Source organism: Janthinobacterium sp. HH104, from assembly GCF_001758715.1.
In the GTDB taxonomy this organism is placed as follows: Bacteria; Pseudomonadota; Gammaproteobacteria; order Burkholderiales; family Burkholderiaceae_D; genus Janthinobacterium; species Janthinobacterium aestuarii.
In genome coordinates this window covers 180,105-204,662 of the sequence record NZ_LRIB01000034.1, presented here as the reverse complement: position 1 = coordinate 204,662, position 24,558 = coordinate 180,105, and the positions used below count along the sequence as shown (strand labels likewise).

24 protein-coding genes are annotated in these 24,558 nt (G+C 60.6%); 13 read left to right on the top strand and 11 right to left on the bottom strand.

Annotated elements, in window-relative coordinates; genetic code table 11:
* The first annotated feature begins 284 nt into the window (after nucleotides 1-284).
* Nucleotides 285-1,070: an ABC transporter substrate-binding protein gene (locus JAB6_RS14410; RefSeq protein ID WP_254671623.1), complete on the top strand. Its 786-nt coding sequence runs from the start codon at nucleotides 285-287 to the stop codon at nucleotides 1,068-1,070.
* 84 nt (nucleotides 1,071-1,154) lie between these two features.
* Here JAB6_RS14410 and JAB6_RS14405 read toward each other — a convergent pair whose 3' ends face one another.
* From JAB6_RS14405 to JAB6_RS14390, 4 genes are all read right to left on the bottom strand, one after another.
* Nucleotides 1,155-2,375: a polyhydroxyalkanoate depolymerase gene (locus JAB6_RS14405; protein ID WP_070303359.1), complete on the bottom strand. Its 1,221-nt coding sequence runs from the start codon at nucleotides 2,373-2,375 to the stop codon at nucleotides 1,155-1,157.
* Between the two features lie 276 nt (nucleotides 2,376-2,651).
* Nucleotides 2,652-2,975 carry a ferredoxin FdxA gene (gene fdxA, locus JAB6_RS14400; protein WP_010395176.1) on the bottom strand — a complete coding sequence of 108 codons (324 nt, stop codon included), beginning with the start codon at nucleotides 2,973-2,975 and terminating at the stop codon, nucleotides 2,652-2,654.
* 341 nt (nucleotides 2,976-3,316) lie between these two features.
* Nucleotides 3,317-3,604, bottom strand: a complete 288-nt coding sequence (locus JAB6_RS14395) for a protealysin inhibitor emfourin (RefSeq protein WP_070303358.1) — start codon at nucleotides 3,602-3,604, stop codon at nucleotides 3,317-3,319.
* A 96-nt stretch (nucleotides 3,605-3,700) separates the two neighbouring features.
* Nucleotides 3,701-5,098, bottom strand: coding sequence for a hypothetical protein (locus JAB6_RS14390; RefSeq protein ID WP_070303357.1), 1,398 nt, complete (start codon nucleotides 5,096-5,098; stop codon nucleotides 3,701-3,703).
* A gap of 200 nt (nucleotides 5,099-5,298) precedes the next feature.
* Between JAB6_RS14390 and JAB6_RS14385 the strand changes: the two genes are divergently transcribed.
* From JAB6_RS14385 to proX, 4 genes are all read left to right on the top strand, one after another.
* Nucleotides 5,299-5,583 (top strand): polyhydroxyalkanoic acid system family protein, encoded by a 285-nt coding sequence (locus JAB6_RS14385; RefSeq protein WP_070303356.1) that lies wholly within the window; start codon nucleotides 5,299-5,301, stop codon nucleotides 5,581-5,583.
* A gap of 584 nt (nucleotides 5,584-6,167) precedes the next feature.
* Nucleotides 6,168-7,400: a glycine betaine/L-proline ABC transporter ATP-binding protein ProV gene (proV, locus tag JAB6_RS14380; RefSeq protein WP_070303452.1), complete on the top strand. Its 1,233-nt coding sequence runs from the start codon at nucleotides 6,168-6,170 to the stop codon at nucleotides 7,398-7,400.
* Nucleotides 7,397-8,500: a glycine betaine/L-proline ABC transporter permease ProW gene (proW, locus tag JAB6_RS14375; protein WP_070303355.1), complete on the top strand. Its 1,104-nt coding sequence runs from the start codon at nucleotides 7,397-7,399 to the stop codon at nucleotides 8,498-8,500. Before proV ends, proW begins: the two co-directional genes overlap by 4 nt.
* Before the next feature lie 12 nt (nucleotides 8,501-8,512).
* Nucleotides 8,513-9,571, top strand: coding sequence for a glycine betaine/L-proline ABC transporter substrate-binding protein ProX (proX, locus tag JAB6_RS14370; protein WP_070303354.1), 1,059 nt, complete (start codon nucleotides 8,513-8,515; stop codon nucleotides 9,569-9,571).
* 91 nt (nucleotides 9,572-9,662) lie between these two features.
* On the opposite strand, the gene JAB6_RS14365 is transcribed toward proX, so the two are convergent.
* The 3 genes from JAB6_RS14365 to JAB6_RS14355 all read right to left on the bottom strand — a co-directional run bounded on the left by JAB6_RS14365 (nucleotide 9,663) and on the right by JAB6_RS14355 (nucleotide 10,990).
* On the bottom strand, nucleotides 9,663-10,133 hold the full coding sequence (locus tag JAB6_RS14365) for a GNAT family N-acetyltransferase (RefSeq protein ID WP_083292725.1): 471 nt from the start codon (nucleotides 10,131-10,133) through the stop codon (nucleotides 9,663-9,665).
* Nucleotides 10,134-10,179: 46 nt separating this feature from the next.
* Entirely contained in the window at nucleotides 10,180-10,434 is a 255-nt protein-coding gene (locus tag JAB6_RS14360) for an acyl-CoA-binding protein (RefSeq protein WP_070303353.1), read from the bottom strand.
* A gap of 199 nt (nucleotides 10,435-10,633) precedes the next feature.
* Nucleotides 10,634-10,990 (bottom strand): FKBP-type peptidyl-prolyl cis-trans isomerase, encoded by a 357-nt coding sequence (locus tag JAB6_RS14355; protein ID WP_034760263.1) that lies wholly within the window; start codon nucleotides 10,988-10,990, stop codon nucleotides 10,634-10,636.
* 197 nt (nucleotides 10,991-11,187) lie between these two features.
* Here JAB6_RS14355 and JAB6_RS14350 point away from each other — a divergent pair, with 197 nt between their 5' ends.
* From JAB6_RS14350 to JAB6_RS14325, 6 genes are all read left to right on the top strand, one after another.
* Nucleotides 11,188-12,159 carry a beta-propeller fold lactonase family protein gene (locus JAB6_RS14350; protein ID WP_034760259.1) on the top strand — a complete coding sequence of 324 codons (972 nt, stop codon included), beginning with the start codon at nucleotides 11,188-11,190 and terminating at the stop codon, nucleotides 12,157-12,159.
* A gap of 14 nt (nucleotides 12,160-12,173) precedes the next feature.
* Nucleotides 12,174-13,013: a polysaccharide deacetylase family protein gene (locus JAB6_RS14345; RefSeq protein WP_051992123.1), complete on the top strand. Its 840-nt coding sequence runs from the start codon at nucleotides 12,174-12,176 to the stop codon at nucleotides 13,011-13,013.
* Nucleotides 13,013-14,050, top strand: a complete 1,038-nt coding sequence (locus tag JAB6_RS14340) for a sterol desaturase family protein (protein ID WP_070303450.1) — start codon at nucleotides 13,013-13,015, stop codon at nucleotides 14,048-14,050. Before JAB6_RS14345 ends, JAB6_RS14340 begins: the two co-directional genes overlap by 1 nt.
* A complete protein-coding gene (locus JAB6_RS14335; RefSeq protein WP_070303352.1) occupies nucleotides 14,050-14,877 on the top strand; it encodes an EI24 domain-containing protein in 828 nt (275 codons plus the stop codon). The genes JAB6_RS14340 and JAB6_RS14335 overlap by 1 nt, the downstream gene beginning before the upstream one ends.
* Before the next feature lie 31 nt (nucleotides 14,878-14,908).
* Complete coding sequence (locus JAB6_RS14330) at nucleotides 14,909-15,694, top strand: molybdopterin-binding protein (protein WP_034760254.1); 786 nt, start codon at nucleotides 14,909-14,911, stop codon at nucleotides 15,692-15,694.
* Between the two features lie 364 nt (nucleotides 15,695-16,058).
* Complete coding sequence (locus tag JAB6_RS14325; protein WP_070303351.1) at nucleotides 16,059-19,184, top strand: transglycosylase domain-containing protein; 3,126 nt, start codon at nucleotides 16,059-16,061, stop codon at nucleotides 19,182-19,184.
* Between the two features lie 51 nt (nucleotides 19,185-19,235).
* Here the strand turns inward: JAB6_RS14325 and JAB6_RS14320 are convergent, their stop codons facing one another.
* Nucleotides 19,236-19,841, bottom strand: coding sequence for a glutathione S-transferase family protein (locus tag JAB6_RS14320; protein ID WP_070303350.1), 606 nt, complete (start codon nucleotides 19,839-19,841; stop codon nucleotides 19,236-19,238).
* 131 nt (nucleotides 19,842-19,972) lie between these two features.
* Between JAB6_RS14320 and JAB6_RS14315 the strand changes: the two genes are divergently transcribed.
* Nucleotides 19,973-21,325 (top strand): TAXI family TRAP transporter solute-binding subunit, encoded by a 1,353-nt coding sequence (locus tag JAB6_RS14315; RefSeq protein WP_070303449.1) that lies wholly within the window; start codon nucleotides 19,973-19,975, stop codon nucleotides 21,323-21,325.
* Between the two features lie 138 nt (nucleotides 21,326-21,463).
* Here JAB6_RS14315 and JAB6_RS14310 read toward each other — a convergent pair whose 3' ends face one another.
* From JAB6_RS14310 to JAB6_RS14300, 3 genes are all read right to left on the bottom strand, one after another.
* A complete protein-coding gene (locus JAB6_RS14310) occupies nucleotides 21,464-21,748 on the bottom strand; it encodes an XRE family transcriptional regulator (protein WP_070303349.1) in 285 nt (94 codons plus the stop codon).
* Nucleotides 21,745-22,095 (bottom strand): type II toxin-antitoxin system RelE/ParE family toxin, encoded by a 351-nt coding sequence (locus JAB6_RS14305; protein ID WP_070303348.1) that lies wholly within the window; start codon nucleotides 22,093-22,095, stop codon nucleotides 21,745-21,747. Before JAB6_RS14305 ends, JAB6_RS14310 begins: the two co-directional genes overlap by 4 nt.
* A gap of 158 nt (nucleotides 22,096-22,253) precedes the next feature.
* Nucleotides 22,254-22,715, bottom strand: coding sequence for a rhodanese-like domain-containing protein (locus tag JAB6_RS14300; RefSeq protein WP_070303347.1), 462 nt, complete (start codon nucleotides 22,713-22,715; stop codon nucleotides 22,254-22,256).
* 385 nt (nucleotides 22,716-23,100) lie between these two features.
* On the opposite strand from JAB6_RS14300, the gene glnA reads away from it, so the two are divergent.
* On the top strand, nucleotides 23,101-24,516 hold the full coding sequence (gene glnA / locus JAB6_RS14295; protein WP_029496182.1) for a type I glutamate--ammonia ligase: 1,416 nt from the start codon (nucleotides 23,101-23,103) through the stop codon (nucleotides 24,514-24,516).
* Nucleotides 24,517-24,558 lie beyond the last annotated feature (42 nt).

Sequence of the window (24,558 nt, the reverse complement as noted above, 5' to 3'; positions counted from 1 at the left end):
CCGGGGCGCGCACAAGTAAAAACCTGTTTTGCAAGAGGGGATAAGGTGCACCAAGGCGGGCTGTTGCAGACGCGCCGCAATCGTATTTTATTTCCCTTGGGAATGTCAAAGTGCAAATAAACAACTTTGCAATTTCTTTTTTTTGTGGGAGCATGATTTTATCAAGTTAGTTATCAAAAGCCGACCGCCAGTCCTGTTGCCGCGCCTGCATTGCAATGCGCGCCAGGCCATAGGAGCCAAACATGCGTTTCCTCCGGACAGTTGGTTTGCCCTTCTGTTTGCTCATGCACTCTACACTTGCCCTTGCGTACGGGCAGGCGGCCTCGCCCATGGCGGCGCCGGGCGCTGCCAGCTCGCGCATCGTCCGCTTCGCGGCGGAAGACTGGCCGCCCTTCATTACCCGCAGCCTGCCTGCCGACGGCATGTCGGGCGCCATGGTCAGCGCCGTCTTCGAGCGCCTCGGCTATGCAGTTAAATATGAATATTTCCCCTGGAAGCGCGCCATGCAGTTCGGCCTGGCCAGCCCCCGCTACGCCGGGCTGCTGGCCGTCTGGCGCACGCCGGAACGGGAAAAGCTCTGCCACTTTTCTGTGCCGGTTGGCAATACGCAGGGCGTGCTGGCCTATTTGAAGGAAGATGGCGCGCCCGGCGCCACCCTGGCCGATCTGGGCAAGCTGCGCATCGGCACCGTGGCCGGTTATTCGAATGGAGAACAGTTCGATGGCATGGTGGCGCGCGGCGAACTGAAGACAGAAGAGGGCTTGAACGACGCGACGAATCTGAAGAAGCTGTTGATCAAGCGTTACCGCGTGATCGTCATCGAGCGCCATGTCCTGCAGCACTTGCTGATGGGACGCAACTTCAGCAAGGCCGAACGGGAACGCATCGCCATCATCGATACCGTCTTCAAGGAGCGCCCCGTCTACGTGTGCTTCCAGCGCGATGCCGAAGGTGCTGCGCGGCAAAAGCGCTTCAACGAGGCGGCGCGCGATATCGACACGGCCCGGCTGGAACGCGATTACTGGAAGCGGCTCGACCAGAGCCTGGCCACGGCCCCGTCCTCCCCTTGACGTGCGGCGCCGCTGTTGCACGTGCCTAAAAAAAACGCCACGCCAGTGTGAACTGGCGTGGCGTTTTGATGGAGATGCCGTGTATCAGCCGTGTTTCTGAATGAATTCGCCGATTTTCGGGCAAATGATTTCGCGCCAGCGGCGGCCCGAGAAGATGCCGTAGTGGCCGCATTTCGGCGCCACGAAGTCTTGTTGCATCTCGGCAGGAATGCCGGAGCATAAATCATGCGCCGCCTGCGTCTGGCCGGCGCCGGAAATGTCGTCCAGTTCGCCTTCTACCGTGAACAGCGCCACGTTCGTGATGTCTTGCGGACGCACCAGCTGGCCGCCCACTTTCCACGTGCCCATCGGCAGGCTGAATTCCTGGAAAACCGTTTTAATCGTTTCCAGGTAGTACTCGGCCGGCATGTCCAGCACGGCGTTGTACTCGTTGTAGAACTGGCGATGGCCTTCCGCCGGCTCATCGTCGCCCGTCACCAGGTGCATGTAGAACTCGCGGTGGCTTTGCGCGTGGCGGCCCGGGTTCATGGCGATGAAACCGGCGTGCTGCAGGAAGCCCGGATACACCTTGCGGCCAAAGCCCGGGTAGTTCGGCGGCACCGCGTAGATCACGGTGTTTTCAAACCACGAGAATTTCTTTTCCGTCGCCAGGTTGTTCACTTGCGTGGGCGAGCGGCGCGGATCGATCGGGCCGCCCATCATCGTCATGGTTTTCGGCATGTGTGGATCTTTTGCCGTCGCCATCAGCGAGATGGCGGCCAGCACGGGCACGGTCGGTTGACAGACGGAAATCACGTGCAAGTCAGGCGCCAGCAGGCGAATGAATTCCTGCACATAATAAATGTAGTCGTCCAGGTGGAACGGGCCTTCCGTCAGCGGTACCATGCGCGCGTCCGTCCAGTCGGTGATGTAGACATCGTGCTCGGCCAGCAAGCCGCGCACGGTGTCGCGCAGCAGGGTCGAGTGGTGACCGGACAGGGGGGCAACCAGCAAAACTTTGGGCTGTTGCAAACCAGTGGTTTCTTTTTTGAAGTGAATCAGGCGGCAAAACGGTTTTGTCACGACAACGTGTTCGCGGATGTCGACGCTCTCGCCTTTGACGAGAACGGATTGGATGTCGAATTGCGGTTTTTCGTAGTCTTTGCCAAGGCGGTACATCAGCTCGTAGCCGGCTGCGATGCGTTGCGAAAACGGGGTGTGGGCCAGTGGAGAAACCGGGTTGGTAAATAACTTGGAGGACATGTCTGCCCATTGCATCACCGGAGTGAGGAAAGAGCGTTGCAGTTCGTGCAGTTGGTAAAGCATATAGAGTCCTTGTTTGATTCCAAGCGCCAATATCGGCTCAAATATCATAATCCAATTTTACGATATTTGTTGAGGACAAAATGTGCTTTACCGCGCATAGATCCACAGTTTGCGCATAGTTGTGACAGCGCGCCACACTTGCATGGATAGACCTGCAACCATGCTTTAAAAGCAAAAAAAGCAGCGTTTCCGCTGCTTTTTGTCTGTTTTTTTGCCGCTACGCCCCTGCGGGGAAGAGCCTCCCCCGCAAGAATCGCCGCCGCAGCTGCCGTGCGCTTAGCGCACCAGCATGTCGAGCTTGTCCTTGACGTCCTTGTATTGCTCGGCTTCCGGCAAGGCAGCCTTCGTCTTGGTGATCGACGGCCAGTTACGCGCCAGATCGACGTTGATCTTGATGAAGGCTTGCTGGTCGCCCGGCACGTCTTCTTCCGCGAAAATCGCGTTCACCGGGCACTCTGCCACGCAGACGGCGCAGTCAATACATTCGTCCGGATCGATTGCCAGGAAGTTTGGGCCTTCCCGGAAACAATCTACCGGGCAGACATCGACGCAGTCGGTATAGCGACAGGCGATGCAGGATTCGGTGACAACGTGGGTCATAACAGTCCTATCAATTTGGGGGAGGTGCTGTAGCGCCTGCAGGAACCTCGGCGGCGCGTACTAAAGCAAAGCATTGTATTTTAAGGCAATTCGCTATTTCTCACAAATCCCGCTTATATACAATACATATAAGCAAATTCATTTTTTGGCAGTGGCGTTGCCACACAGAGCGGGCAATTCAGCGACTATCCGGGACGTTGCGATGAAGAACGCGGCAAGAAAGCGACAGTCGCCCGATGCGGCAGGGTGCGGGGCGGGCGGCGCGCTGGCTTGCCGTGTGGTGTTTTTGTTTTACCCAAATCAAGATCGGTAAAAATAAGTGCCAAATCGTGCCGAAACTATCAGGCGCTGGCGCGTATTTGCTTCAGCAATTGCTGCCAACGTGCATTTTCAGCACTGCCATCCTCGGCAAACGTGATGGTGCGCCGCGCGTTGGGCGCGTCGACGGTGATCTGCCAGTGGGGAATATCGGCGCCCACCTGTTCGCCCGCCGCCTGCGCGTGCGTGAAAAAGCCGCTGCTGGCCAGTGCCGCTTCCAGCCCGGGGCCAGCCGGATGGGCTTGCGTATCGATCTCGTACTGTTCACTCAGGCCGGCAAAGCCGCCGCTGCTGCGGGCTGAAATTTTCATGCTGCTCCTTGCTGTTGGGGTGGTGGTGGGACGCGCCACGGCCTGCCGCTGTTCCGGCAGGCCTGGATAGGGCGCGCTGGTGCGCTGCAGTGCTGTCTATTTGGGGCCGTAACTGCGGCACCAGGCGGCCAGGGCTTCACGCTCCGCTTCGAGCAATTGATCCGACTCGCTGTATTCCGCATGGTTCATGGTACCGCAGCAGGCGCGCCTGTCTTGCACGGCGTCGTCTTCGTCGACGACAGCGGGGGCAAATGTCATCTGCCCATCCTCCGTCATGGCATTGGCCTTGAGCACTTCGCGCACGGTAAAGCTGTTGCGGATGAAGTCCAGGTAGGCGCTGTTGCCATCGGTCTCGGCGATCGTCAGCATGTGGCCGGCCACGTCGGCGTAGGTGGCGGCCTGGTCGGGCGATGCCACGAGGGCGCGCAGGACCAGGCTGCGCAGGTAGTCGCCGCAGCGGTGCAGCACGGCCGCGTCGTCTTCCAGCTGTGGCTGGCGTTCGTGGGCAAAGATGTCGGCCAGGATGTCGTAGATGGCGCCCGTAAACACTTGCGAGATGGCGTGCACTTCCGTGCCTGCCTCCGACAACTTGATGTCGTTGTCGGCATTGCGCAAGCCGTTCGGCCGGCCCAGGGCCAGGCCGAACTGCTCGGCCAGATCAGCCAGAAACGTCTTGTCGTGCAAGTCGGATTTCGTTTGCGCGATGACCGCTTCCACCTGGTCCAGCTGCGACAGGGCCAGGAAGATGGCCGTCAGGTCGCCGAACGATTCGTGCAAGCCGCCCGTCTGCGGCGGGTTGTTGCTGAGCAGCCAGTTGGGCTTGAGGCCATCGAGCACGGCGTGCCCCGTTTCATGCGAGACGATGTCGAGCGAGCGGCAGGTGTAGACGCGCTCGGTGGCGCCGCTGGGGATGAAATCGCCGAACTTGAGCGCCTTGTCGCTGCGGCTGTAATAGGCATTCATGACATTGGGCAAGCCGTGCGGGAACACACGCAGCGGTGCCGTGTTGCTGGCGCTATTCCATTGCCAGGGCAGGGGCGGCGCCGTGTCGTTGCTGGCCAGCGCGCGCTGGTACATGGTCAATGTCATGCGCACGATGGCAAACGTGTGCACGGCGTCGAATTGGTCGGTGTTGGGCGAAACGATGAAGTCGCCGAAGGCATTCGGACTGACCTGCGCGATGCCCGGTTCGCCGAACGTGACGCGCGCGTCGCGCGGGCCTTGCAGGATCAGACCGGGCAGGAAGGTCTTGCGCGTGCCCAGTTCGCTGACGGACGGGTCCTGCTTCCAGATCAGCACGCGCGAACCGACGGGCACGGCGGCCGCGTTGCACACCGTGGCCTCGGTCAGGCGGGGCGGCCCCGGCTGCAGGGTCAGTTGCGCATTCTTGCGGTGCTGGCGGTACGGCGCCGAGGGGGTGGGGACATAGCCGACAGGCAGGGACACGCATTTGGTCAGTACGGCTTCGACCGGCACGATGACTTTCTGGTCCATGGTAGCTCTCCAAGACACGCGCAGCTGGAACTGGAATAGTCGTCCCGCTTCGGCGTATCCGGTTTGATACGGCGCAAGCGATGCGCGGGAAGGACGGGCTTTTTTAGCCGTCCGGCGCCAGCTTCGGCCGCGCCCGCCGCATGGCGGCTGGTATGATGCTGGCCGTATGGCACCCGTTTTTATAATAAAAGGATCGTTTGATGGCGGATATAAATATAGTTCAGCAACATAAGCTGACGGCGGCAAAGGCGCGCGAAGCGGCGCAGCAAGTGGCCGACAAGCTGGCCCAGGAATATGATTTGGCGTGCGCCTGGGATGGCGATGTGCTGCGCTTCGAGCGCAGCGGCGTTGATGGTTCGCTGACCCTGGAAAAAGAGCAGGCGCAACTGCAAATCAAGCTGGGCTTCATGCTCAGCGCCTTTGCTTCCACTATCGAAGGCAAGATTGCCGAGAAGATGCGCAAGGTGTTTGCCGAGCCAGCTTGATGGCGTTTGCCCCGCTTGTCTCGCGCCAAGTTTGGTGGTAAAAATGGCGCTGCGGCGGAAGGCGAAAAGACGACGAAAACACGTCGCTTTTCGCCTTTTTTACGCCTGACTGTACGCTAGCGAACATTGCTAGCACATTTCTATTTGGAAAGCCATTGGACTTTGGCGGCTTTTTGCGTTATACTTGAGTCATATTTACAACAGCTACACCGCGTTTCACCTTCTGCTTCGCAGTACTCTCCACTCGCTCAGTGGTGAATAATTCTTCGGGTTTTACACCCGCATCCAGTTAAAAGTAGCTTGGTCGATTTTTTTTCGGTCAAATACATTTGGTGCCATGTATTTGCATGGCGCTAGCGTTGTTAAAAGTCCTGAACCACAGCCTCTTTTAGCACGCACACGGCACCCCGGCACCGGCCTTGGCCATCCGCTGGTCACACGCGTGTCACCCCCTGTTTCCTGTCGCTCCCGTGCGCTTTTTGCGCCGTGGCGTAGCCGACGCAACAGGGTTTGTTGATTCCCGCCGCAAGCTAGCAGGCTTGCTGGGTTTCATTCCATTCGTCAAATCGAGGGAGAACCACATCGTGGCAAAACAAATCATTATCGACCATGTGTTCAAAGTGTTCGGCGACAAGCCAGAAGAAGCACTTGAACTCGTTCATCAAGGCGCCAGCAAGCAGGACATCCTGGCCAAGACCGATTGCACCATCGGCGTTTTCGACGCCACCTTTACCATTGAAGCGGGCGAGATCTTCGTCATCATGGGCCTGTCCGGTTCGGGCAAGTCGACCCTGGTGCGCATGCTGAACCGTTTGATCGAACCGACGGCCGGCCGCATCCTGATCGACGGCAACGACATCAATACCTTGCCGGATGCCCAGCTGCGCGCCCTGCGCCGCAAGGACATCAGTATGGTGTTCCAGTCGTTCGCGCTGCTGCCGCAAATTACCGTGCTCGACAACACTGCCTTCGGCATGGAACTGGCCGGCATGCCCAAGCCTGAGCGTCATGCGCTGGCCCAGCAAGCGCTGGAACAAGTGGGCCTGGACGGCTACGCCGCCAGCTATCCCGACGAATTGTCGGGCGGCATGCAGCAGCGCGTGGGCCTGGCCCGTGCGCTGGCTTGCGATCCGTCGATCCTGCTGATGGATGAAGCGTTTTCCGCGCTCGATCCGATCATCCGTACGGAAATGCAATCGGAACTGCTGCGTTTGCAGCAAATCAAGCGCCGCACCATCGTCTTCATTTCGCATGACCTCGATGAAGCCATGCGCATCGGCGACCGCGTTGCCATCATGAAAGACGGCCACGTGGTGCAAGTGGGCACGCCGGAAGAAATCCTGCGCAAACCGGCCAACGATTACGTGCGCAACTTCGTGCGCGGCGTCGATGCTGCGGCCGTGTTTAAGGCCAGCGATATTGCCCGCAAGAGCCAGATCGTCGTGTCCGAGTCGCCGAGCCGCGGCTCGCGCGCCGCGCTGTCGATGCTGGAAGAGCAGGATCGCGCGTTTGCCTACGTCGTCAATCCGCAGCGCAAGTTCCTCGGCGTCGTGTCGGCCGATTCGCTGCGCAGTGCGCTCGACGGCCATGTGGGCCCGCTGGGCCTGGCGCATGCCTATCTGCCTGACGTGCAGACCATCAATGCAGACGAGCCAGTCGCCGGCCTGTTCGGCCAGGTGGCGCAACTGCCTTACGCCGTCCCAGTGGTGGCCGATGACGGCAGTTTCCGCGGCGCCATCAGCAAGACGACCTTGCTGAAGTTCCTCGACCGCGATACGCCAGCCATTGCCGAACAACAACAGAAAGGACAAGCATGAATCCAAGCACCGTTTCCACAGTAGAAGCTGTTGTTGAACAGCCGGCCGCGCAAATCAATCCCTGGGCGCTGACGCCGCCGGGCGACACGTCCTGGCTGGATGCGGCCGGACCGGCCGTACAGCCGGAACACGCGGCCTCCGGTTTTCACCTGACGCAGATTTTCGACGGCTCGCTGCCGCTGGAAAGCTGGATCAACCAGGGCCTGGGCTGGGTTGTCGCCCATTTCCGTCCTTTCTTCCAGGCCGTGCGCGCGCCGATCGACAGCGTGCTGTCCGGCGTGGAAGGCGTGCTCCTGGCGGCCCCGTCGCTGACGGTCATCGCCATCATCGGCTTGCTGGCTTGGCAATTTACCAGCCGCACCTTGGCCATCGGCACCGTGCTGGCGCTGCTGGTCGTATCGATGCTGGGCATCTGGCCGGAAGCCATGACGACCTTGTCGCTGGTGCTCACCTCCTTGGCCTTCTGTCTGGCCATCGGTTTGCCGCTCGGTATTTTCCTGGCCAGCAGCGACCGCGCGCAGAATATCCTGCGCCCTTTGCTGGACGCCATGCAGACGACGCCCGCCTTCGTCTATCTGGTGCCGGTGGTGATGCTGTTTGGTATCGGTAATGCGCCAGGCGTGATCGTGACAATCATCTTTGCCCTGCCGCCGCTCGTGCGTCTGACCAACCTCGGCATCCGCCAGGTGCGTCCCGACCTGATCGAAGCGGCCCGCGCCTATGGCGCCTCGCCGTGGCAGTTGCTGACGCGCGTGCAGTTTCCGCTGGCCATGCCATCGATCATGGCCGGTATCAACCAGTCGCTGATGCTGTCGCTGTCGATGGTCGTGATCGCCTCGATGATCGCCGTCGGTGGCCTGGGCCAGATGGTATTGCGCGGCATCGGCCGCCTGGACATGGGACTGGCAACCGTCGGTGGCCTCGGTATCGTGCTGCTGGCCATTACCCTGGACCGCTTGACGCAAGCGATGGGCCAGCCACGCCGTGGCGTGCGCCACTGGTACCAGACGGGTCCTGCCGGTTTCGTGCTGCGCCTGGTGCGCGGCAACACGGAGAAAAATAATGTTGCACAGCAAGCTACGCTGGCCAACGCACAATAAGAAAGGATTTACATGCATCAAATCGCACATTTTAAAGAGACGCAAAAATCGCAACGCAAGTTCCAGCTGTTTTCCGCCCTGGCGATCGCCGCCATGGCCCTGACCACGAGCCTGGCCATGGCGCAGACGCCGGCCGCGCCCGCCGATGCGCTGCCCGGCAAGGGCATCAAGGTGCAGGCGCTGCAAAGCTCGATCGCGGAAGAAACCTTCCAGACCATGCTGGTCGACAAGGCGCTGGAAAAGCTTGGCTACGAAGTGCAGCCGATCAAGGAAGTGGAGTATCCGACCGCGCATATCGCCATTGCCAACGGCGACGCCACCTTCATGGCCGTGCACTGGGACCCGATGCACAAGGATTTCTATAACAATGCGGGCGGCGACGCCAAGCTGTTGCGCACGGGCCAATACGCCGGCCCTGCCGCGCAAGGTTATCTGATCGACAAGGCGACTGCCGAGAAGTACAACATCACGAATATCGACCAGTTGCGCGACCCGAACCTGGCTAAGCTGTTCGATCACGACGGCGACGGCAAGGCCGACTTGACGGGCTGCAACCCCGGCTGGGGCTGCGAAGCGCTGATCGAGAATCACATGGATGCGTACAAATTGCGCGAAACGGTGACGCACGTGCAGGGCAGCTATGCGGCCCTGATCGCCGACACCATGGGCCGCTACAAGCGTGGCGAACCGATTTTGTACTACACGTGGACGCCGTACTGGGTCAGCGGCGTGCTGGTCCCGGGCAAGGACGTGGTCTGGCTGAAAGTGCCATTCTCGGCCAATCCGGAGAAAGTAAACACGCGTCTGGACAATGGCAGCGATTACGGCTTTGCCGTCAACACGGCGCGCATCGTGTCCAACAAGGCCTGGGCCGAGAAAAACCCGGCCGCGGCCAAGCTGTTCGAAGTGATGCAATTGCCCGTGGCCGACATCAATGCGCAGAACGAACGCATGCGCCGTGGCGAAAACACGCAAGCCGATATCGCGCGCCATACGGCTGGCTGGATCAAGTTCCACCAGCAAAAGTTTGACGGCTGGATCGCGCAAGCGCTGGCAGCGGCGAAAAAGTAAGTTCTAGCGCCGTTTCAACATGAAAAAGTGGCTACCATTTTGGTAGCCACTTTTGCGTTAACGGCCTGTTTTGGTGGTTTTTGGTGAGTTTTTAGCCGTTTTCGGCCAGTTTCAGGGGCAAAATGGGGAAAGGCTTGCCGAACGGGTCGCGTTCGGAGCGGCTTTCCCCGATAAAGCCCTGGTGGAGGTAAAAGCCATGCGCTTGCGTGTTGTGTTCGTTGACATCGACAGCCGTGGCGCCCAGGGCCGCGATGGCGTGCCGCACGAGCGCGCGGCCGGCGCCGCTGCCGCGCTGGTCGGGATGTACGAACAGCATCTCGATCTTGGCGTGCTCGACGCACAGGAAGGCATAGGCGACGCCGTCATCGGCGCGCAGCACGTGCAGCAGGCGTTCGGCCGTCACCCTGGCCAGCTCGTCGCGGACGAAAGGCATCAGGAAGGCGATATCGCTATCGGCAAGGAAATCGTGGGTGGCGCGTACGGACAGGTGCCAGACATCGAACAAGCGGGGCAGGTCGGCGGCATGGGCCAGGGAAACCAGGGAATTCGGTGATGGTGTCATGCAGAAATTATACTGCCCCGGCAGGCGCCGGGGCAGGGAGGGACGATCAGTCCTTCAAGTCTTCGATCAGGTCGATGTATTGTTGCTGCGCATCTTCCTTCGAGGTGCCGGTCAGGGCCGCCCAGGCGTCGAACTTGGCACGGTTGACGAAGTCGGTCATGCCAGGACGCTCGCCCGTGGCGTCGCCGCTCGACGCTTGCTTGAACAAGGCGTAGATTTTCAACAAGGTCATATTGTCCGGACGCTCGGACAGGGTCTTGGAATCGAGCTGCGCTTGTTCGAATTGCTCTTGTAAACTCATGATGGCTCCTGTGTGCTGATGGAATCGCTGGAAAAGTGCGGCAGGCCCGGCGGAGTGGCCACCGTGCGTGCTGCAGTGCCTGACATCATAGTGAAAAAAGCGCGCCGTGCATTAGAGGACACCCTCAAAACAAAAACGCCGCCGCTGAGTGATCAGTGGCGGCGTCTGGCACGGTCCTTGGAACGCAGCCTTCAGCTTCTTATACGCCCAGCAGTTCGACGTCGAAAATCAGGGTGGCGTTCGGTGGAATCACGCCGCCGGCGCCGCGTGCGCCATAGCCCAGTGCCGCAGGGATGATCAGCTGGCGCTTGCCGCCCACTTTCATGCCTTGCACGCCTTCGTCCCAACCCTGGATGACGCGGCCTGCGCCCAGCGGGAATTCGAATGGATCGTTGCGGTCCTTGCTCGAGTCAAATTTCGAACCGGCGCTGCCGTCGTCGTTTTGCAGCCAGCCCGTGTAATGCACGACAACATTGTTGCCGGCTTGCGCTTCAGCGCCTTCGCCAACGACGGTATCGATGTATTGCAGGCCGGAAGCGGTAGTGGTGGTGGTCATGATAATCCTTGTGTAGGCGATGAAAGCTTCAGATTGTAGAGCAATGAGTTGCAAAGCGCCATTCCAGGCCCGGCGCAAGCGAAAACCGGAAATTACGCCGATGTGTGGCTGCCGGTTGTATTTAAGGGGGGATTTCACACAATAAATACAGTGTTCCACGTAAAATGCATGTTTTGTATTTAACAGTGATTTCTTCCATGTTCCGCAGTCTACGCCGCCTTGTTTTTTCCTCGCTGTGCCTGGTTTCCGCAATATCGACGGCGCAAGCCGAAGTGGTGGTGGTACTCAATTCCCGTGATGCTACGGTGCAACTGCTGGACCAGAAAACCTATGCTCCCCTGTCCACCTTTGCCGTCGGCAAGGAACCGCACCATCTGATGGAAACGCCGGACGGCAAGTCGCTGATCGTCGCCAGTTCCGTCGGCAACGAGCTCATTTTCCTCGATCCTGTCTCGGGCCAGATCCAGCGCCGCATCAGCAACATCCTCGATCCTTACCAGATCGGCTTTTCGCCGGACCAGAAATGGTTCATTTCGAATTCGCTGCGCCTGGACCGCATCGACCTGTACCGCTACGACGGCAAGAACCTGACCCTGGCCAAGCGCATCCCGCTGCCGAAACTGCCCAGCCACATGGCGTTCACGGCCGACAGCACCATGGCCTTCATCACGCAGCAGGGCAGCAACCAGGTCAGCGCCATCGACCTGGCCACGCAAACCGTCAAATGGACCATGCCTGTCGGCCCCGCGCCGGCCGGTATCACGATGACGCCCGATGGCAAGCATTTGCTGGTCGGCATCATGGGCAGCGATTACGTGGAAGTGATCGACTGGCGCACGCAAAAGACCGTCAAGCGCATCAAGGCGGGCGCCGGTACGCATAATTTCCGCGCGCTCGGTGACAACCGCATGACGTTCGTCTCGAACCGCGTATCGAACACCATCAACATCATCGACCAGCAAACCCTTGAAAACGTGGGCACCATCAATGTGCCGGGCGGTCCGGACTGCATGGAAATCACGCCCGATGGCAAGACCATGTGGGTGACCCTGCGCTGGATCAAGAAAGTGGCCGTGATCGACCTGACCACGCGCAAGGTCATCAAGACCATACCGGTGGGCCGCTCGCCCCATGGCGTGTATTTCGCCACCCACTCGCCGCGCATGTGATGGCGGGTGTGATGATGAAACACCTGATTCCTGCGGGCCGCGTGTCCGCCATGCTGCTGTGCGCCAGCGCCATGCTGTCCCCCGCGTATGCCGCCACACCGGCACCTGCAGCACCGGTCCCAGCCGCATCTTCAGCGCCGGCCGCCTGCAAGGGCACGATCTATATGACGTTCGACACAGGCAGCCAGTCGCAAGCGCAACTGATCGCCGACGTGCTCAACAAGCGTCATATCAAAGCCACGTTTTTCCTTGCCAACGAAAAGACCACGCGCGGCGATTATTCGCTCGATGCCTCGTGGGCGCCGTACTGGAAAGCCCGGGTCGCCGAAGGCCATGCGTTCGGTACGCATACGTTTGACCATGTGTACTGGAAGAAGGATCTGGCCAACGGCTTGATTCAGGTTAAGCCTCAGTTCGGCAAGGACGGCGGCAAACTGGCGTCGTTTAGCGATAAACAGTTCTGCGAGGAATTGCGCCGTGTCGATACGCGCTTCCAGGAACTGACCGGCCACAAGCTCGACCCATTCTGGCGCGCGCCGGGCGGCTACACGTCGCCGCGTACCCTGGCGGCCGGCAGCGCTTGCGGCTACCAGCACGCGGGCTGGGCGCCGGCGGGGTATTCCGGCGATGAGCTGCCCAGCGACAGGTATCCGAACGCCATGCTGCTGAAGAAATCGCTGGCGAACTTGCGCAGCGGCGACATCTTCATTTCGCACATGGGCATCTGGTCGCGCAAGGATGCGTGGGCACCGGCCAACCTCGATGCTTTGATTTCCGGCCTGCAAGACAAGGGTTTCTGCTTTGCCACCCTGCGCGAGCACCCTGCCTACGCGCAGAAGAAGGGCCAGCCATGATGGCCGCCGACATCCTCGGCTTCGTCACGCCCGTCATCGATACGGTGGTCGACGCCTTTGGCGTGGCGCAAGGCTGGCTGTTCCAGACGGTGGTCAATCCCCTCGTCTATCACCTGGGCTTTGGCGAATTCACGGAAGAAGCGTTCGAAGGCACGGAGTGGCTGCTGATCGGCCTGTGCGAACTGGTGCTGCTGTTTCTCGTGCTGCGCCCGCTCGAAGCCCTGATTCCCGCGCAAAAGATCACCGACCCGCGCGCCCGCTGGAACGATTTTATCTACACGGTGCTGCACCGGATCGGCCTGTTTTCTGTCGTGGTCTTCTTCACGCTCGATCCGCTGATGGATGCGCTGGCGGGCGCCTTGCGTTTCGATGACATCCACCCCTTGAACCTTGAATCGCTGTTGCCCGGCATCAGTCCCTTGCTCAGTTTTATCATTTATTTTGTGATACTGGACTTCGTCGACTATTGCTACCACCGGGCTTCGCACCATTTCGGCTGGTGGTGGGGCTTGCACAGCCTGCATCACAGCCAGCAAAACATGAATTTGTGGAGCGATGACCGCAACCACCTGCTCGATGACTTCCTGCGCGACGTGGTGATGGCGCTGGTGGCGCTCGGCATCGGCGTGCCGCCGGGCCAGTACGTGCTGCTGGTGTCGGTTTCGCGCATTCTGCAAAGCTTGCAGCACGCGAATGTGAGGATACACTTCGGCCGCATCGGCGAGCGGCTGTTGATCTCGCCCCGTTTCCACCGTACACACCATGCGATCGGCGTGGGGCATGAGTCGAAAGGCAAGGGCAGCATGGGCGGCTGCAACTTCGGCGTGGTCTTGCCAATTTGGGATATGCTGCTGGGCACCGCGAATTTCTCGGCCGGCTATGCGCGCACGGGCGTGCGCGACCAGCTGGCCCGCATCGACAGCAAGGGCATGGGCCGGCCGGGACGCGACTATGGCCGCGGCTTCTGGCAGCAGCAATGGCTGGGCCTGCGCCGTATGGTGGAATTTGCAAGAATCAAACGAAAAGGACGCCGTTGATGCGTAATGTGTTGAATTCGTATGGCCGCGCCTTGCTGTCGCAATTGCACGGCAGGATATTGCTGCTGAGCGTGGCGCCGTTCATCCTCTCGCTGGTGCTGTGGGGAGGACTGCTGTATGTGGGCTTGCAGCCGCTGATCGACAGCCTGCATGCGCTGTTTACGCAATACGATTTCTTCCGCACCAGCGGGCAGGTGCTGTCCACCTTCGGCCTGGGCATGCTGAAAGCCGTGATCGTGCCGTTGATCGCCATGTTCATGCTGCTGCCGCTGATGATCCTGACGGCGCTGATCTTCATGGGCCTGTTCGCCATGCCGGCCATCGGCCGCCATGTGGGCGGGCGGCACTTTCCGCAACTGGACAAGAAGCATGGCGGCAGCCTGCTCGGCAGCGTCGCCACTTCGCTGGCCACGTTCTTGCTGTTCATCATCGCCTGGGTCATCATGCTGCCCCTGTACGCGTTTCCGCCGGCCGCGCTGGTGGGGCAAGCCGTGCTGTGGGGCTGGCTGACCTACCGCGTGATGGCGTATGACGCCATGGCCGATTACGCCAGCGCGGAAGAGCGCCATGCCATCATGCGCACGCAGCGCTGGCCCTTGCTGGCCATCGGCATGGTATCGGGCGCGGCCGGCGCCGTGCCGGGCATGCTGTGGATGGGCGGCGTGATGGCCGTGGTGTTCTTCCCCTTCCTGGCGGCGTTCGCCATCTGGCTGTATGTGCTGATCTTTATCTTTACGGGTCTGTGGTTCCAGTATTACTGCTTGGAAGCACTGTCGCGTTTGCGGGGCGTACGCGGCATGACCGACGTGGCGCCGGCGGACGCTTGAGTATTTTTATCGAATTCTACGAGGAAGCTTCATGGCTATCGGATTGATCATCATTGGCGACGAAATCCTGTCGGGCAAGCGCACGGACCAGCATTTTCCGAAAGTGGTAAGCATGCTCAAGGCGCGGGGCTTGCAGCTGAGCTGGGCGGAATACGTGGGCGACGAACCGGCCCGCCTGGTCGCCTTGCTCAAACGCAGCTTTGCCAGCGGTGACATCGTCTTCAGCTTTGGCGGCATCGGCGCCACGCCGGACGACCATACGCGCCAGGCGGCGGCCGATGCGCTGGGTTTGCCGCTGGTGCTGCATCCGCAGGGCAAGCTCAATATCCAGCAACGGATCACGGAAATGGGTGAAGAGGCGGGCGTGCCGGCCGATTTGAACTCGCCGGAAAACCTGCACCGCCTGAAAATGGCGGAATTTGTCGAAGGCGCCGAGCTGATTCCGAATCCGTACAACAAGATTGCGGGCTTTGCCGTGCGCGAGCATTATTTCGTGCCCGGCTTTCCCGTCATGTCCTGGCCCATGATCGAATGGGTGCTCGACACGCATTATGCGCACCTGTTCAACCAGGTGCCGCATGCGGAACACGCCTTGCTCGTGTACGAAACGGCCGAATCGCTGCTCACGCCGCTGATGGTGCGCCTGGAAGCGGAGTTCCCGCTGATCAAGGTGTTCAGCCTGCCCAGCGTGGGCGATGCGCAGACGCGCCGGCATATCGAACTGGGCGTCAAGGGTGAGCCCGCGCAGGCCGAGGCCGCCTTTGCGCAGATGTGCGCCGCGCTCGATACCTTGCAGGCGGAATACACCACCATCTGAGACGCAGCCAGCCCGGCGCCGGCGGCTTTTTCGCTGGCGCTCAGCCCGCTTTGCATCTATGTACGCAAGCGTACATTCCAAGACGTTGTTTTTTTGCGAAAATCTTCAATGAAGCAAGATTTTTGTGTGCGCTCGTCAGTCGTTTTCATGCCGATGTGGTGGAATGGTGAACAGGGGCCTTGCGTGTCAAACGCGGGGTCGCCTGCCTGTGCAGTAGCGTGTTTTTTTGATTCACCGGTATGGACATCATGTTAAGCAAGCTTTGTTGTGACCGGCCCTGGCTGGCCCTCGTCTTATCCCGCGCGGAGCGGTATCGCTACCGCATTTCCCGCGCCGTCCAAACCCAACCTTACCCCAGCATCCCATGAAAGACACAGGCGTCAATCTGGCCGCGCACGAGCGGCCCCCTTCTGATCCACTCCCCGACACGGGCGCCGAGGCGCCGCCGGCGAGTCCGCCGAAGAAGCGCCGTTCGCGCATCTGGCCCATCTTTGCCATCATCGTGCTGGCGCTGATCGCCGGCGTGGCGTGGTTCGTCATGCGCGAAGTGCGCACGTCGGCCCTGCAGGCGGAGTTTTTCACGCGCCTGGACCGCCAGCTGGCGTTCAAGGTCGAGCCTGGCCCCGCACCGGCGGGCGCCATCCGCTATCCGCAGCATGGGCCCTACGACGAGCGCCTTGGCTATGCCAGCCTGCCGGACTTCATCACCAAGCTCAACGCGCGCGACTATGCCGTCACGGCGCAGGCGCGCATGTCGCCGAAGATGGTGCAACTGGTCGACCGGGGCATCTTTGCCACGTATCACGAGAAAAACCGCGCCGGACTGACCATCCTCGATTGCCGCGCCGCGCCTCTGTTCGCGGCCAGCTATCCCGAGCGCATGTTCGACGGCTTTGCTGAAGCGCCGCTCGCGCTCGTGCAAAGCCTGCTGTTCATCGAAAACCGCGAATTGCTCGACCCGGGCACGCCCGAGCGTAACCCGGCTGTGGAATGGGACCGCCTGAGCAAGGCTGTCCTCGACAAGGCGCTGAACCTGTTCGGCGGCCACCGCAGTGGCGGCGGCAGCACCCTGGCCACGCAGATTGAAAAATACCGGCATTCGGAAGATGGCCGCACCAGTTCCATGCAGGACAAGCTGCTGCAGATGATTTCGGCCAGCCTGCGCTCGTACCAGGATGGCGAAAACACCATGGAAGCGCGGCGCAAGATCGTCGTCAATTACCTGAACACCGTGCCGCTGTCGGCAAAGAGCGGTTTTGGCGAAGTCAACGGCATCGGCGACGGCATGTGGGTCTGGTATGGCCGTCCATTTGCCGAAGTGAAAACTTTGCTCAAAGGTAAGATGGACCAGCCGGGCAGCGCGCTGGCCTACAAGCAGGCGCTGAGTTTGCTGATCGCGCAGCGCCGTCCTTCGCATTACCTGGTGGCCGGCGGTGCCGACCTGGAAGAATTGACCAACAGCCATCTGCGTCTGCTGGCGCAAGCGGGCGTGATTTCGCCGCAGCTGCGCGATGCGGCCATCGCCGAAAAGCTGCGTCCGTCGACGGCCTCGGGCGTGCAATCGGAAGCGTCGACCTCGTTTGTCACGCGCAAGGCCTCGAATGCCGTGCGCAATCACCTGGCCAGCATGCTCGGTGATCCGCGCCTGTACAACCTCGACCGCCTCGACCTGAAAGTGGTCAGCACGCTCGACGCGCAGGCGCAAAACGCCGTCACCAAGGTCTTGCGCGAGCTGCGCGACCCGGAAGTGGCGAAAGCGGCCGGCCTGACGGGCAAGGGCATGCTGGGCAATGGCGACCCGGCCAATGTCGTCTACAGCTTTACCTTGCTGCAAAAGGGCGACCAGGCCAACTTGCTGCGCGTGCAGACCGATAACTACGACCAGCCGCTCGACATCAACGAGGGCGCCAAGCTGGACTTGGGTTCCACGGCCAAGCTGCGCACCCTGGTCACGTATATGGACATCATCGACCAGCTGCACCAGCGCTACAGCGGCATGGGCGCCGCCGAGCTGGGCAAGATCGCCGTCGATCCGAAGGACATGCTGTCGCAGTGGGCGATTGCCTATCTGAAACCGTTGGCAATGGGCGAGGCGCGCAACTTGCCCGCCATGCTGGCGGCCGCCATGGAGCGCAAATATTCGGGCAACCCGGGCGAAGGCTTCTTCACGGGCGGCGGCTTGCACCATTTCGGCAACTTCTCCAAGCTCGACGACAGCCGCATCATGACGGTGCAGCAGGCGCTGCGCCAGTCGACCAACCTGGTGTTCGTACGCCTGATGCGCGACGTGGCCCGCTACTACATGTTTTCGCGCCCCGATTCCTCGGCCTCGCTGCTGGCGGACGCCGACGATCCGCGCCGGGCCCAGTACCTGAGCCGGTTTGCCGACAAGGAAGGGCGAGAATTCCTGCACCGCTTCTACCAGAAGTACCGCGGCAAGAGCGTTGACGAGCAGGAAAAGATCCTGCTAGCCAGCATCCGCCCGACACCCGTGCGCCTGGCGAATATCTTCCGCACCGTCAATCCAAAAGGGACCGTGGCGGAGTTCGGCGATTTCCTCAACGCCAACCTGACGTCGCAAAACGAAGTACCGCCCGAGCGCGTGGCCAAGATGTACCAGCAGTACGCGATGGAAAACTGGTCCTTGGCCGACCGCGGCTATCTTGCCAACGTGCATCCGCTGGAATTGTGGATGGTGGCGTATCTGCGCCAGCATGAAGGTTCCACCTTGTCGCAGATGGTGGCGGCCAGCGAGAAGGAACGCCAGGAAGTGTATAAATGGCTGTTCAATACGCACCGCAAGCATGCGCAGGACCGCCGCATCGCCAACTTGCTGGAAGTGGAAGGTTTCCTGGAAATCCACCGCCAGTGGAAGAAGATGGGCTATCCGTTCGATTCGCTCGTGCCGTCGTATGCGACGACCCTGGGCGCGTCGGCCGACCGTCCCGCCGCGCTGGCCGAGCTGATGGGCATCATCATCAACGACGGTGTGCGCAAACCGAGCGTGCGCATCGATTCCATGCATTTCGCCGCCAACACGCCGTACGACACGATGGTCAAGCGGGGCAGCAAGGTGGAAGCGGAGCAAGTGTTGTCACCGGACGTGGCACGCGCCGTCGCCAAGGCCATCCGCGAAGTGGTGTCGGACGGCACGGCGAAACGGGCGAAGACGGCGTTTGTCGGCGCCGACGGCGTGCCGATCCCCATGGGCGGCAAGACGGGTACGGGCGACCAGCGCTTCGACGTGTATGGCGCCGGTGGCCGCCTGATCGAGTCGCGCTATGTGAACCGTTCCGCCACGTTCGTGTTCAATATCGGCGAGCGCTTCTACGGCAGCATGACGGCGTATGTGCGCGGACCGGAATCGAAGAACTACGACTTCACGAGCGCCTTGCCCGTGCAATTGCTGGTGTCCTTGGCGCCAAGCCTGATGCCGCTGATCGAGGCGCCTGCGCCGGCCGAAGGCGTGGCGAAACAGTGCACGAATTAGCCGCTGGCAGGTAGTTGTGGCAAAACGCCGGCGTTCGCGCCGGCGTTTTTTTTAGCCGGCAAACACGGCCGTCTTACCTTCCAGGCGCGCGTGATAAGCGGCGATGGCAGGATAGTCGGGACGCTGCAGCGGCGCCATCAGCCAGCGCTTGACGGACAGGCCCAGCACGATATCGGCCAAGGTGAACGTTTCGCCGCAGACGAAGGCACCCGTGCGCTGCAGCTGCTGTTCCAGCACGCCCATCATCTTGTTCCAGCCGGCAATGCCGGCCGCCAGTTGCGCCGCATCCTGGTGTGCCGGGCTCTGGCGCACCAGCGACATGAAGGCGTAGCGCCAGCTGTTGTTCAAATCGCCCATTTGCCAATCCATCCATTTTTCCACTTCCGCGCGGGCGCGGGGCGTGCTTGGCAGCAAGTCGTCGCGGCCCGCCTGGGCGCACAGGTAGCGGCATATCGTGTTCGATTCCCACAGCACCAGGTCGCCATCGAGCAGCACGGGCACCATGGCGTTCGGGTTCAAGGCCAGGAAAGCCGGGTCGTCCGTGCCGCGAAAGCCGCTGCCCCAGTCTTCGCGTTCGTACGGCAAGTCGAGTTCATCGCATGTCCACAGGACCTTGCGGACATTGATCGAGGCGGCTTTTCCAAGAATTTTCAGCATGCGGGGCTCCAGAGGGCAGGTGGTCGATCTTGCACTGTAGCGGATTTGGCCACGCCGCGCATGTGAAAGTGCCTTGCATAGTTGAGGTTTTCTTGGCATCGTAGCCACCCATGAAACCTATGCGCCACCACATGTCCAAAATCCTCGCGTTCAGCCGCTTTTCCGTGCGCGATTTCCTCGCCACCGCCGGTCCCACCTTGCTGCTGGTCGGCGCGTTTTGCGCGCTCGCTTACTGGCTGGTCGACCCGGCGCCACCGCGCCAGGTAAGCCTGTCGACGGGGCAAGACAACAGCGCCTATGAAGAGTTCGGCAAAAAATATGTGGCCACCCTGGCCAAGCACGGCATCAAGGTGACCTTGCAGCCGTCGCTGGGTTCGCAGGACAACCTGCAGCGATTAAATAGCGGCAAGACCGATATCGCCTTCGTGCAAAGCGGCTCGACGGAGCACGAGGATGCCGAACGCCATGGCCTGATTTCCCTGGGCAGCCTGTTTACGGAACCCGTCTGGCTGTTTATGCGCGAAGACAAGGCGGTGACGGAGCTGGCGCAATTGAAGGGCATGAAGATCAACCTGGGACCGGAAGGCACGGGCGTGCCCGGCCTGTTCCGGCAGTTGCTGTCCGTTAATGGCGTCGAGGCGAACGAGCTGACGGTGAGCGACTTGCAAAACACGCCTGCCACGGTGGAGCTGCTGGAAGGGCGCATCGATGGCCTCGTGTTCAGCTCGGCCCCGGAAGCGCCGTTGATCCAGATGCTGCTGCAAACGCCGGGCATCAAGCTGTTTGATTTTTCGCAAGCGGAGGCGTACACGCGGCGTTTGCCTTTCCTCACGCATGTCGTCTTGCCGCGCGGCATAGTTGACCTGGGGCAGAACATTCCCGCCCAGGATTATCATCTGATCGCGCCGACGGCCACTTTGGTCGCGCGCGAAGACTTGCATCCGGCCCTCGTCGACCTGTTCGTGCAGGCCGCGGCCCGCATCCATGGCGGCACGGGCTGGTTCCAGCAGCAGGGGCAGTTTCCGTCCGCGCGCTACACGGAAATTCCCGTGGCACCGGAGGCGCTGAAATTCTACAAGGATGGCGCGCCCGTGCTGCAGCGCTACATGAGTTTCTGGCTGGCCAATTTCTTTGACCGTATGTGGGTGCTGGTAGTGGCCTTGGGCGCCTTGATCCTGCCCCTGTCGCGCGTGGTGCCGCCGCTGTATGTATGGCGCATCCGCTCGCGCGTGTACCGCTGGTATGGCCAGTTGCGCACGGTCGAGCAGGCGCTGGAGGACGTGCCGCCAGAGCAGCGCGCGCAAGTGTATGCGGCGCAATTGAAGCGGCTCGATCAGATCGAGGAAATGGTCAACCAGATCTCGATTCCCCTGTCGTTTGCCGATGGCCTGTATGGCTTGCGCAGCCACATCAATTTCGTGCGCAAGCGCATTCTGTCCCTGATGGGCGAGCACCCTGCCGCTGAGGTGGGCGAGCCGGCCTGAGCGATTAACTCGCTTAACAACGCCTAACAAAACCGTAGCGAGCGGAAGGAAGTTGTGGTTGAGAAGCGCAGCTGTACGAAGGTACAGTGAGCATCGCAGACCGCAAATTACGACGCGTAGTAGGTTTTGATAGGCGTACTAAATGAGGGTGATCGACAGCTTGCGTCCAACCAGCGCGGCGGCTCGCTCCAGGGTCGACAGGGTTACGTCGCTGCTGGGGTCGAGCAGGCGGTCGAGCTGCGAGCGGCTCGTCTGCAGCAGGGCCGCCATGCGCGTCTTCGACATCGCTTGTTCCTGCATCGCCTGCGTCAGTTGCCAGGCGATCACTTCCTTGATGGCACGGTTTTGCGTTTGCTCGAAAATGCCTTCTTCCTTGAGGAAGTCGTCGAGACTGCTGCCGAGGTGGGGAGCGGTGGCGTTCATGTCAGTTCCTTGTAGCGTTTGCGGGCCAGCGCCAGATCGTCATCGGGCGTGGCGCGGGTTTTTTTGATAAAGCCGTGCAGCGCCACCAGGCAATCGCCGTGATGGCAGATCAGCACGCGCGCGATGCGGTTGCCGGGCAGGCTGCTGCGTACTTCCGACAATCCTTGCCCCAGATGGCGGCACAGGGGCATGCTCACGGGCCAGCGCCATTGCGCATGCATCAAGTCTTGTCCGATCACATGGCGCTCTTCGATGGGCAGCGATTTGAGCCAGTCGCGCACGGGTTCGCCGCCATTGCCGTTCGCATAGAACAGCAGGGTAATCTGCCGCAAGCCGGAAGCATCCATGACGCACCTCTACGTTGTACTATATAAGGTACATATTCGCAAGGAGAATTTGCGCCGTAGTTGAAAAAAATCGGGCGCGCATGGATGGTTGTAGCCGATAGCGGACCGCAGGGTGGCCCGCCAGATCAAACACTGTTCAGATAGTGAGGTGGCCAGCGTCAGGCGCCCAGCCACGGCAGTCCCGCCTTGCACCAGCCGCCGATCTGCTTGCGGTGGCCGTCGGCATCCTTGTCGCCCTCGAAGCCTTCGAGGATGTCGAAGCAGTGCAGGTAGCCGTGTTCGGTCGCCAGTTTGGCCGCGTGGCGCGAACGCACGCCGGAGCGGCACAGGAACAGCAGCACCTCGTCTTTGCCGGCCTGGGCGGCCAGTTGCGCGAGAAAGTCGGGATTCGGCACGCCACCGGGGTAGGTGGCCCACTGCACCGCACCATGCTGGGTATCGGCGATGTCGACCCGTCCCACCCAGTCGCGCTCGGCATTCGTGCGCACGTCGATGAGCTTGACGGCGGGATCGCCCTGCAGCAAGTCATACGCTTCCTGCGGCGTGACGGCGCCGGCATACGGCGTACCTTCATTGGCCCGGCTGCGGGCGGTGGTCAGGATGTCGGCGGCGGTGGTCATGGCGTCCTCGATGAAAGTGGGCAGGTGTGGTCGATTATAGTGCGCCGTCGGCGCCCCGCAAACGGGAAATCACGGTGCACGGTGCATGCACCACAACGAGGCATTTTTCAAGAATTGGTACAAAATGCACGATAATAGTGCGTTATTCGTTTTTTGCACTTGCATAGTGCATTCTTGATTTGACGCAAACCCAGCATGAAAATCGCGGGCAGGAAAACTTTCACTGGGATGGCCGGGTTTTGACCTTGGCGGCGACATCCCACTAGAAGCTGGCATGGAATCTGCTATGATCCTTATGAGTTTTGGTGGCACGCAATGTTTGCTTCGCTTCATCAGCCCAGACGCACTAAGGTCGGCTCACCCCACATTCATTTAGGAGATACGCATGGCAATGACAGCCGCAGAAGTCTTGAAGATGGTAGAAGAAAACGAAGTCAAATTCGTTGATTTCCGCTTTGCTGATACCCGTGGTAAAGAGCAGCACGTGACGGTTCCCGTGTCGCACTTCGACATGGACAAATTCGAGTCCGGTCACGCCTTTGACGGTTCTTCGATCGCTGGCTGGAAAGGCATTGAAGCGTCCGACATGATCTTGCTGCCGGATCCAAACACGGCCAATATCGACCCGTTCATGGAAGAAACGACCCTGTTCATGCAGTGCGACGTGATCGAACCGTCGGACGGCAAGGGCTACGACCGCGACCCGCGCTCGATCGCGAAACGCGCCGAAGCCTACCTGAAATCGTCGGGCATGGGCGACACCGCCTACTTCGGCCCTGAGCCAGAATTCTTCATCTTCGACAGCGTGCGCTGGAAGATCGACATGTCGGGCTGCTTCGTCAAGATCGGTTCGGACGAAGGTTCGTGGTCGACCGGCAAGGACATCGAAGGCGGCAACAGCGGCCACCGTCCTACCGTCAAGGGCGGCTACTTCCCCGTGCCACCAGTGGACAGCTTCCAGGACATGCGTTCGGAAATGTGCCTGATTCTGGAATCGCTGGGCATCCCGGTTGAGGTACATCATCACGAAGTGGCCGGCGCTGGCCAGAATGAAATCGGCACCAAGTTCTCGACCCTGGTCGAGCGCGCCGACTGGACGCAAAACCTGAAATACGTGGTGTGGAACGTGGCGCACAGCTATGGCAAGACCGCCACCTTCATGCCGAAACCTATCGTTGGCGACAACGGTTCGGGCATGCACGTGCATCAATCCGTATGGAAAGATGGCAAAAACCTGTTCGCTGGCGACGGCTATGCCGGCCTGTCCGATTTCGCCCTGTACTACATCGGCGGCATCATCAAGCACGCCAAGGCACTGAACGCGATCACCAACCCGGGCACCAACTCGTACAAGCGCCTGGTACCAGGCTACGAAGCGCCAGTGAAACTGGCGTACTCGGCGAAAAACCGTTCCGCTTCGATCCGTATTCCGCACGTGGCCAATCCAAAAGGCCGCCGCGTCGAAGCGCGCTTCCCGGATCCACTGGCGAACCCGTACCTGTGCTTCGCCGCACTGCTGATGGCTGGCCTGGACGGCGTTGCCAACAAGATCCATCCGGGCGAAGCCGCCTCGAAAGATCTGTACCATCTGCCGCCAGAAGAAGACGCGCTGATCCCGACCGTGTGCGCTTCGCTGGAAGAAGCCCTGGACGCACTGGACAAGGACCGCGAGTTCCTGACCCGTGGCGGCGTATTCAGCGATTCGATGATCGATGCTTACCTGGAACTGAAAATGCAGGACGTACAGCGCATGCGCATGACCACGCATCCTGCCGAGTTCGACATGTACTACTCGCTGTAATGGCGCCACGCCGGCAATGTGCCGGTAGTGAATAAAAAAACG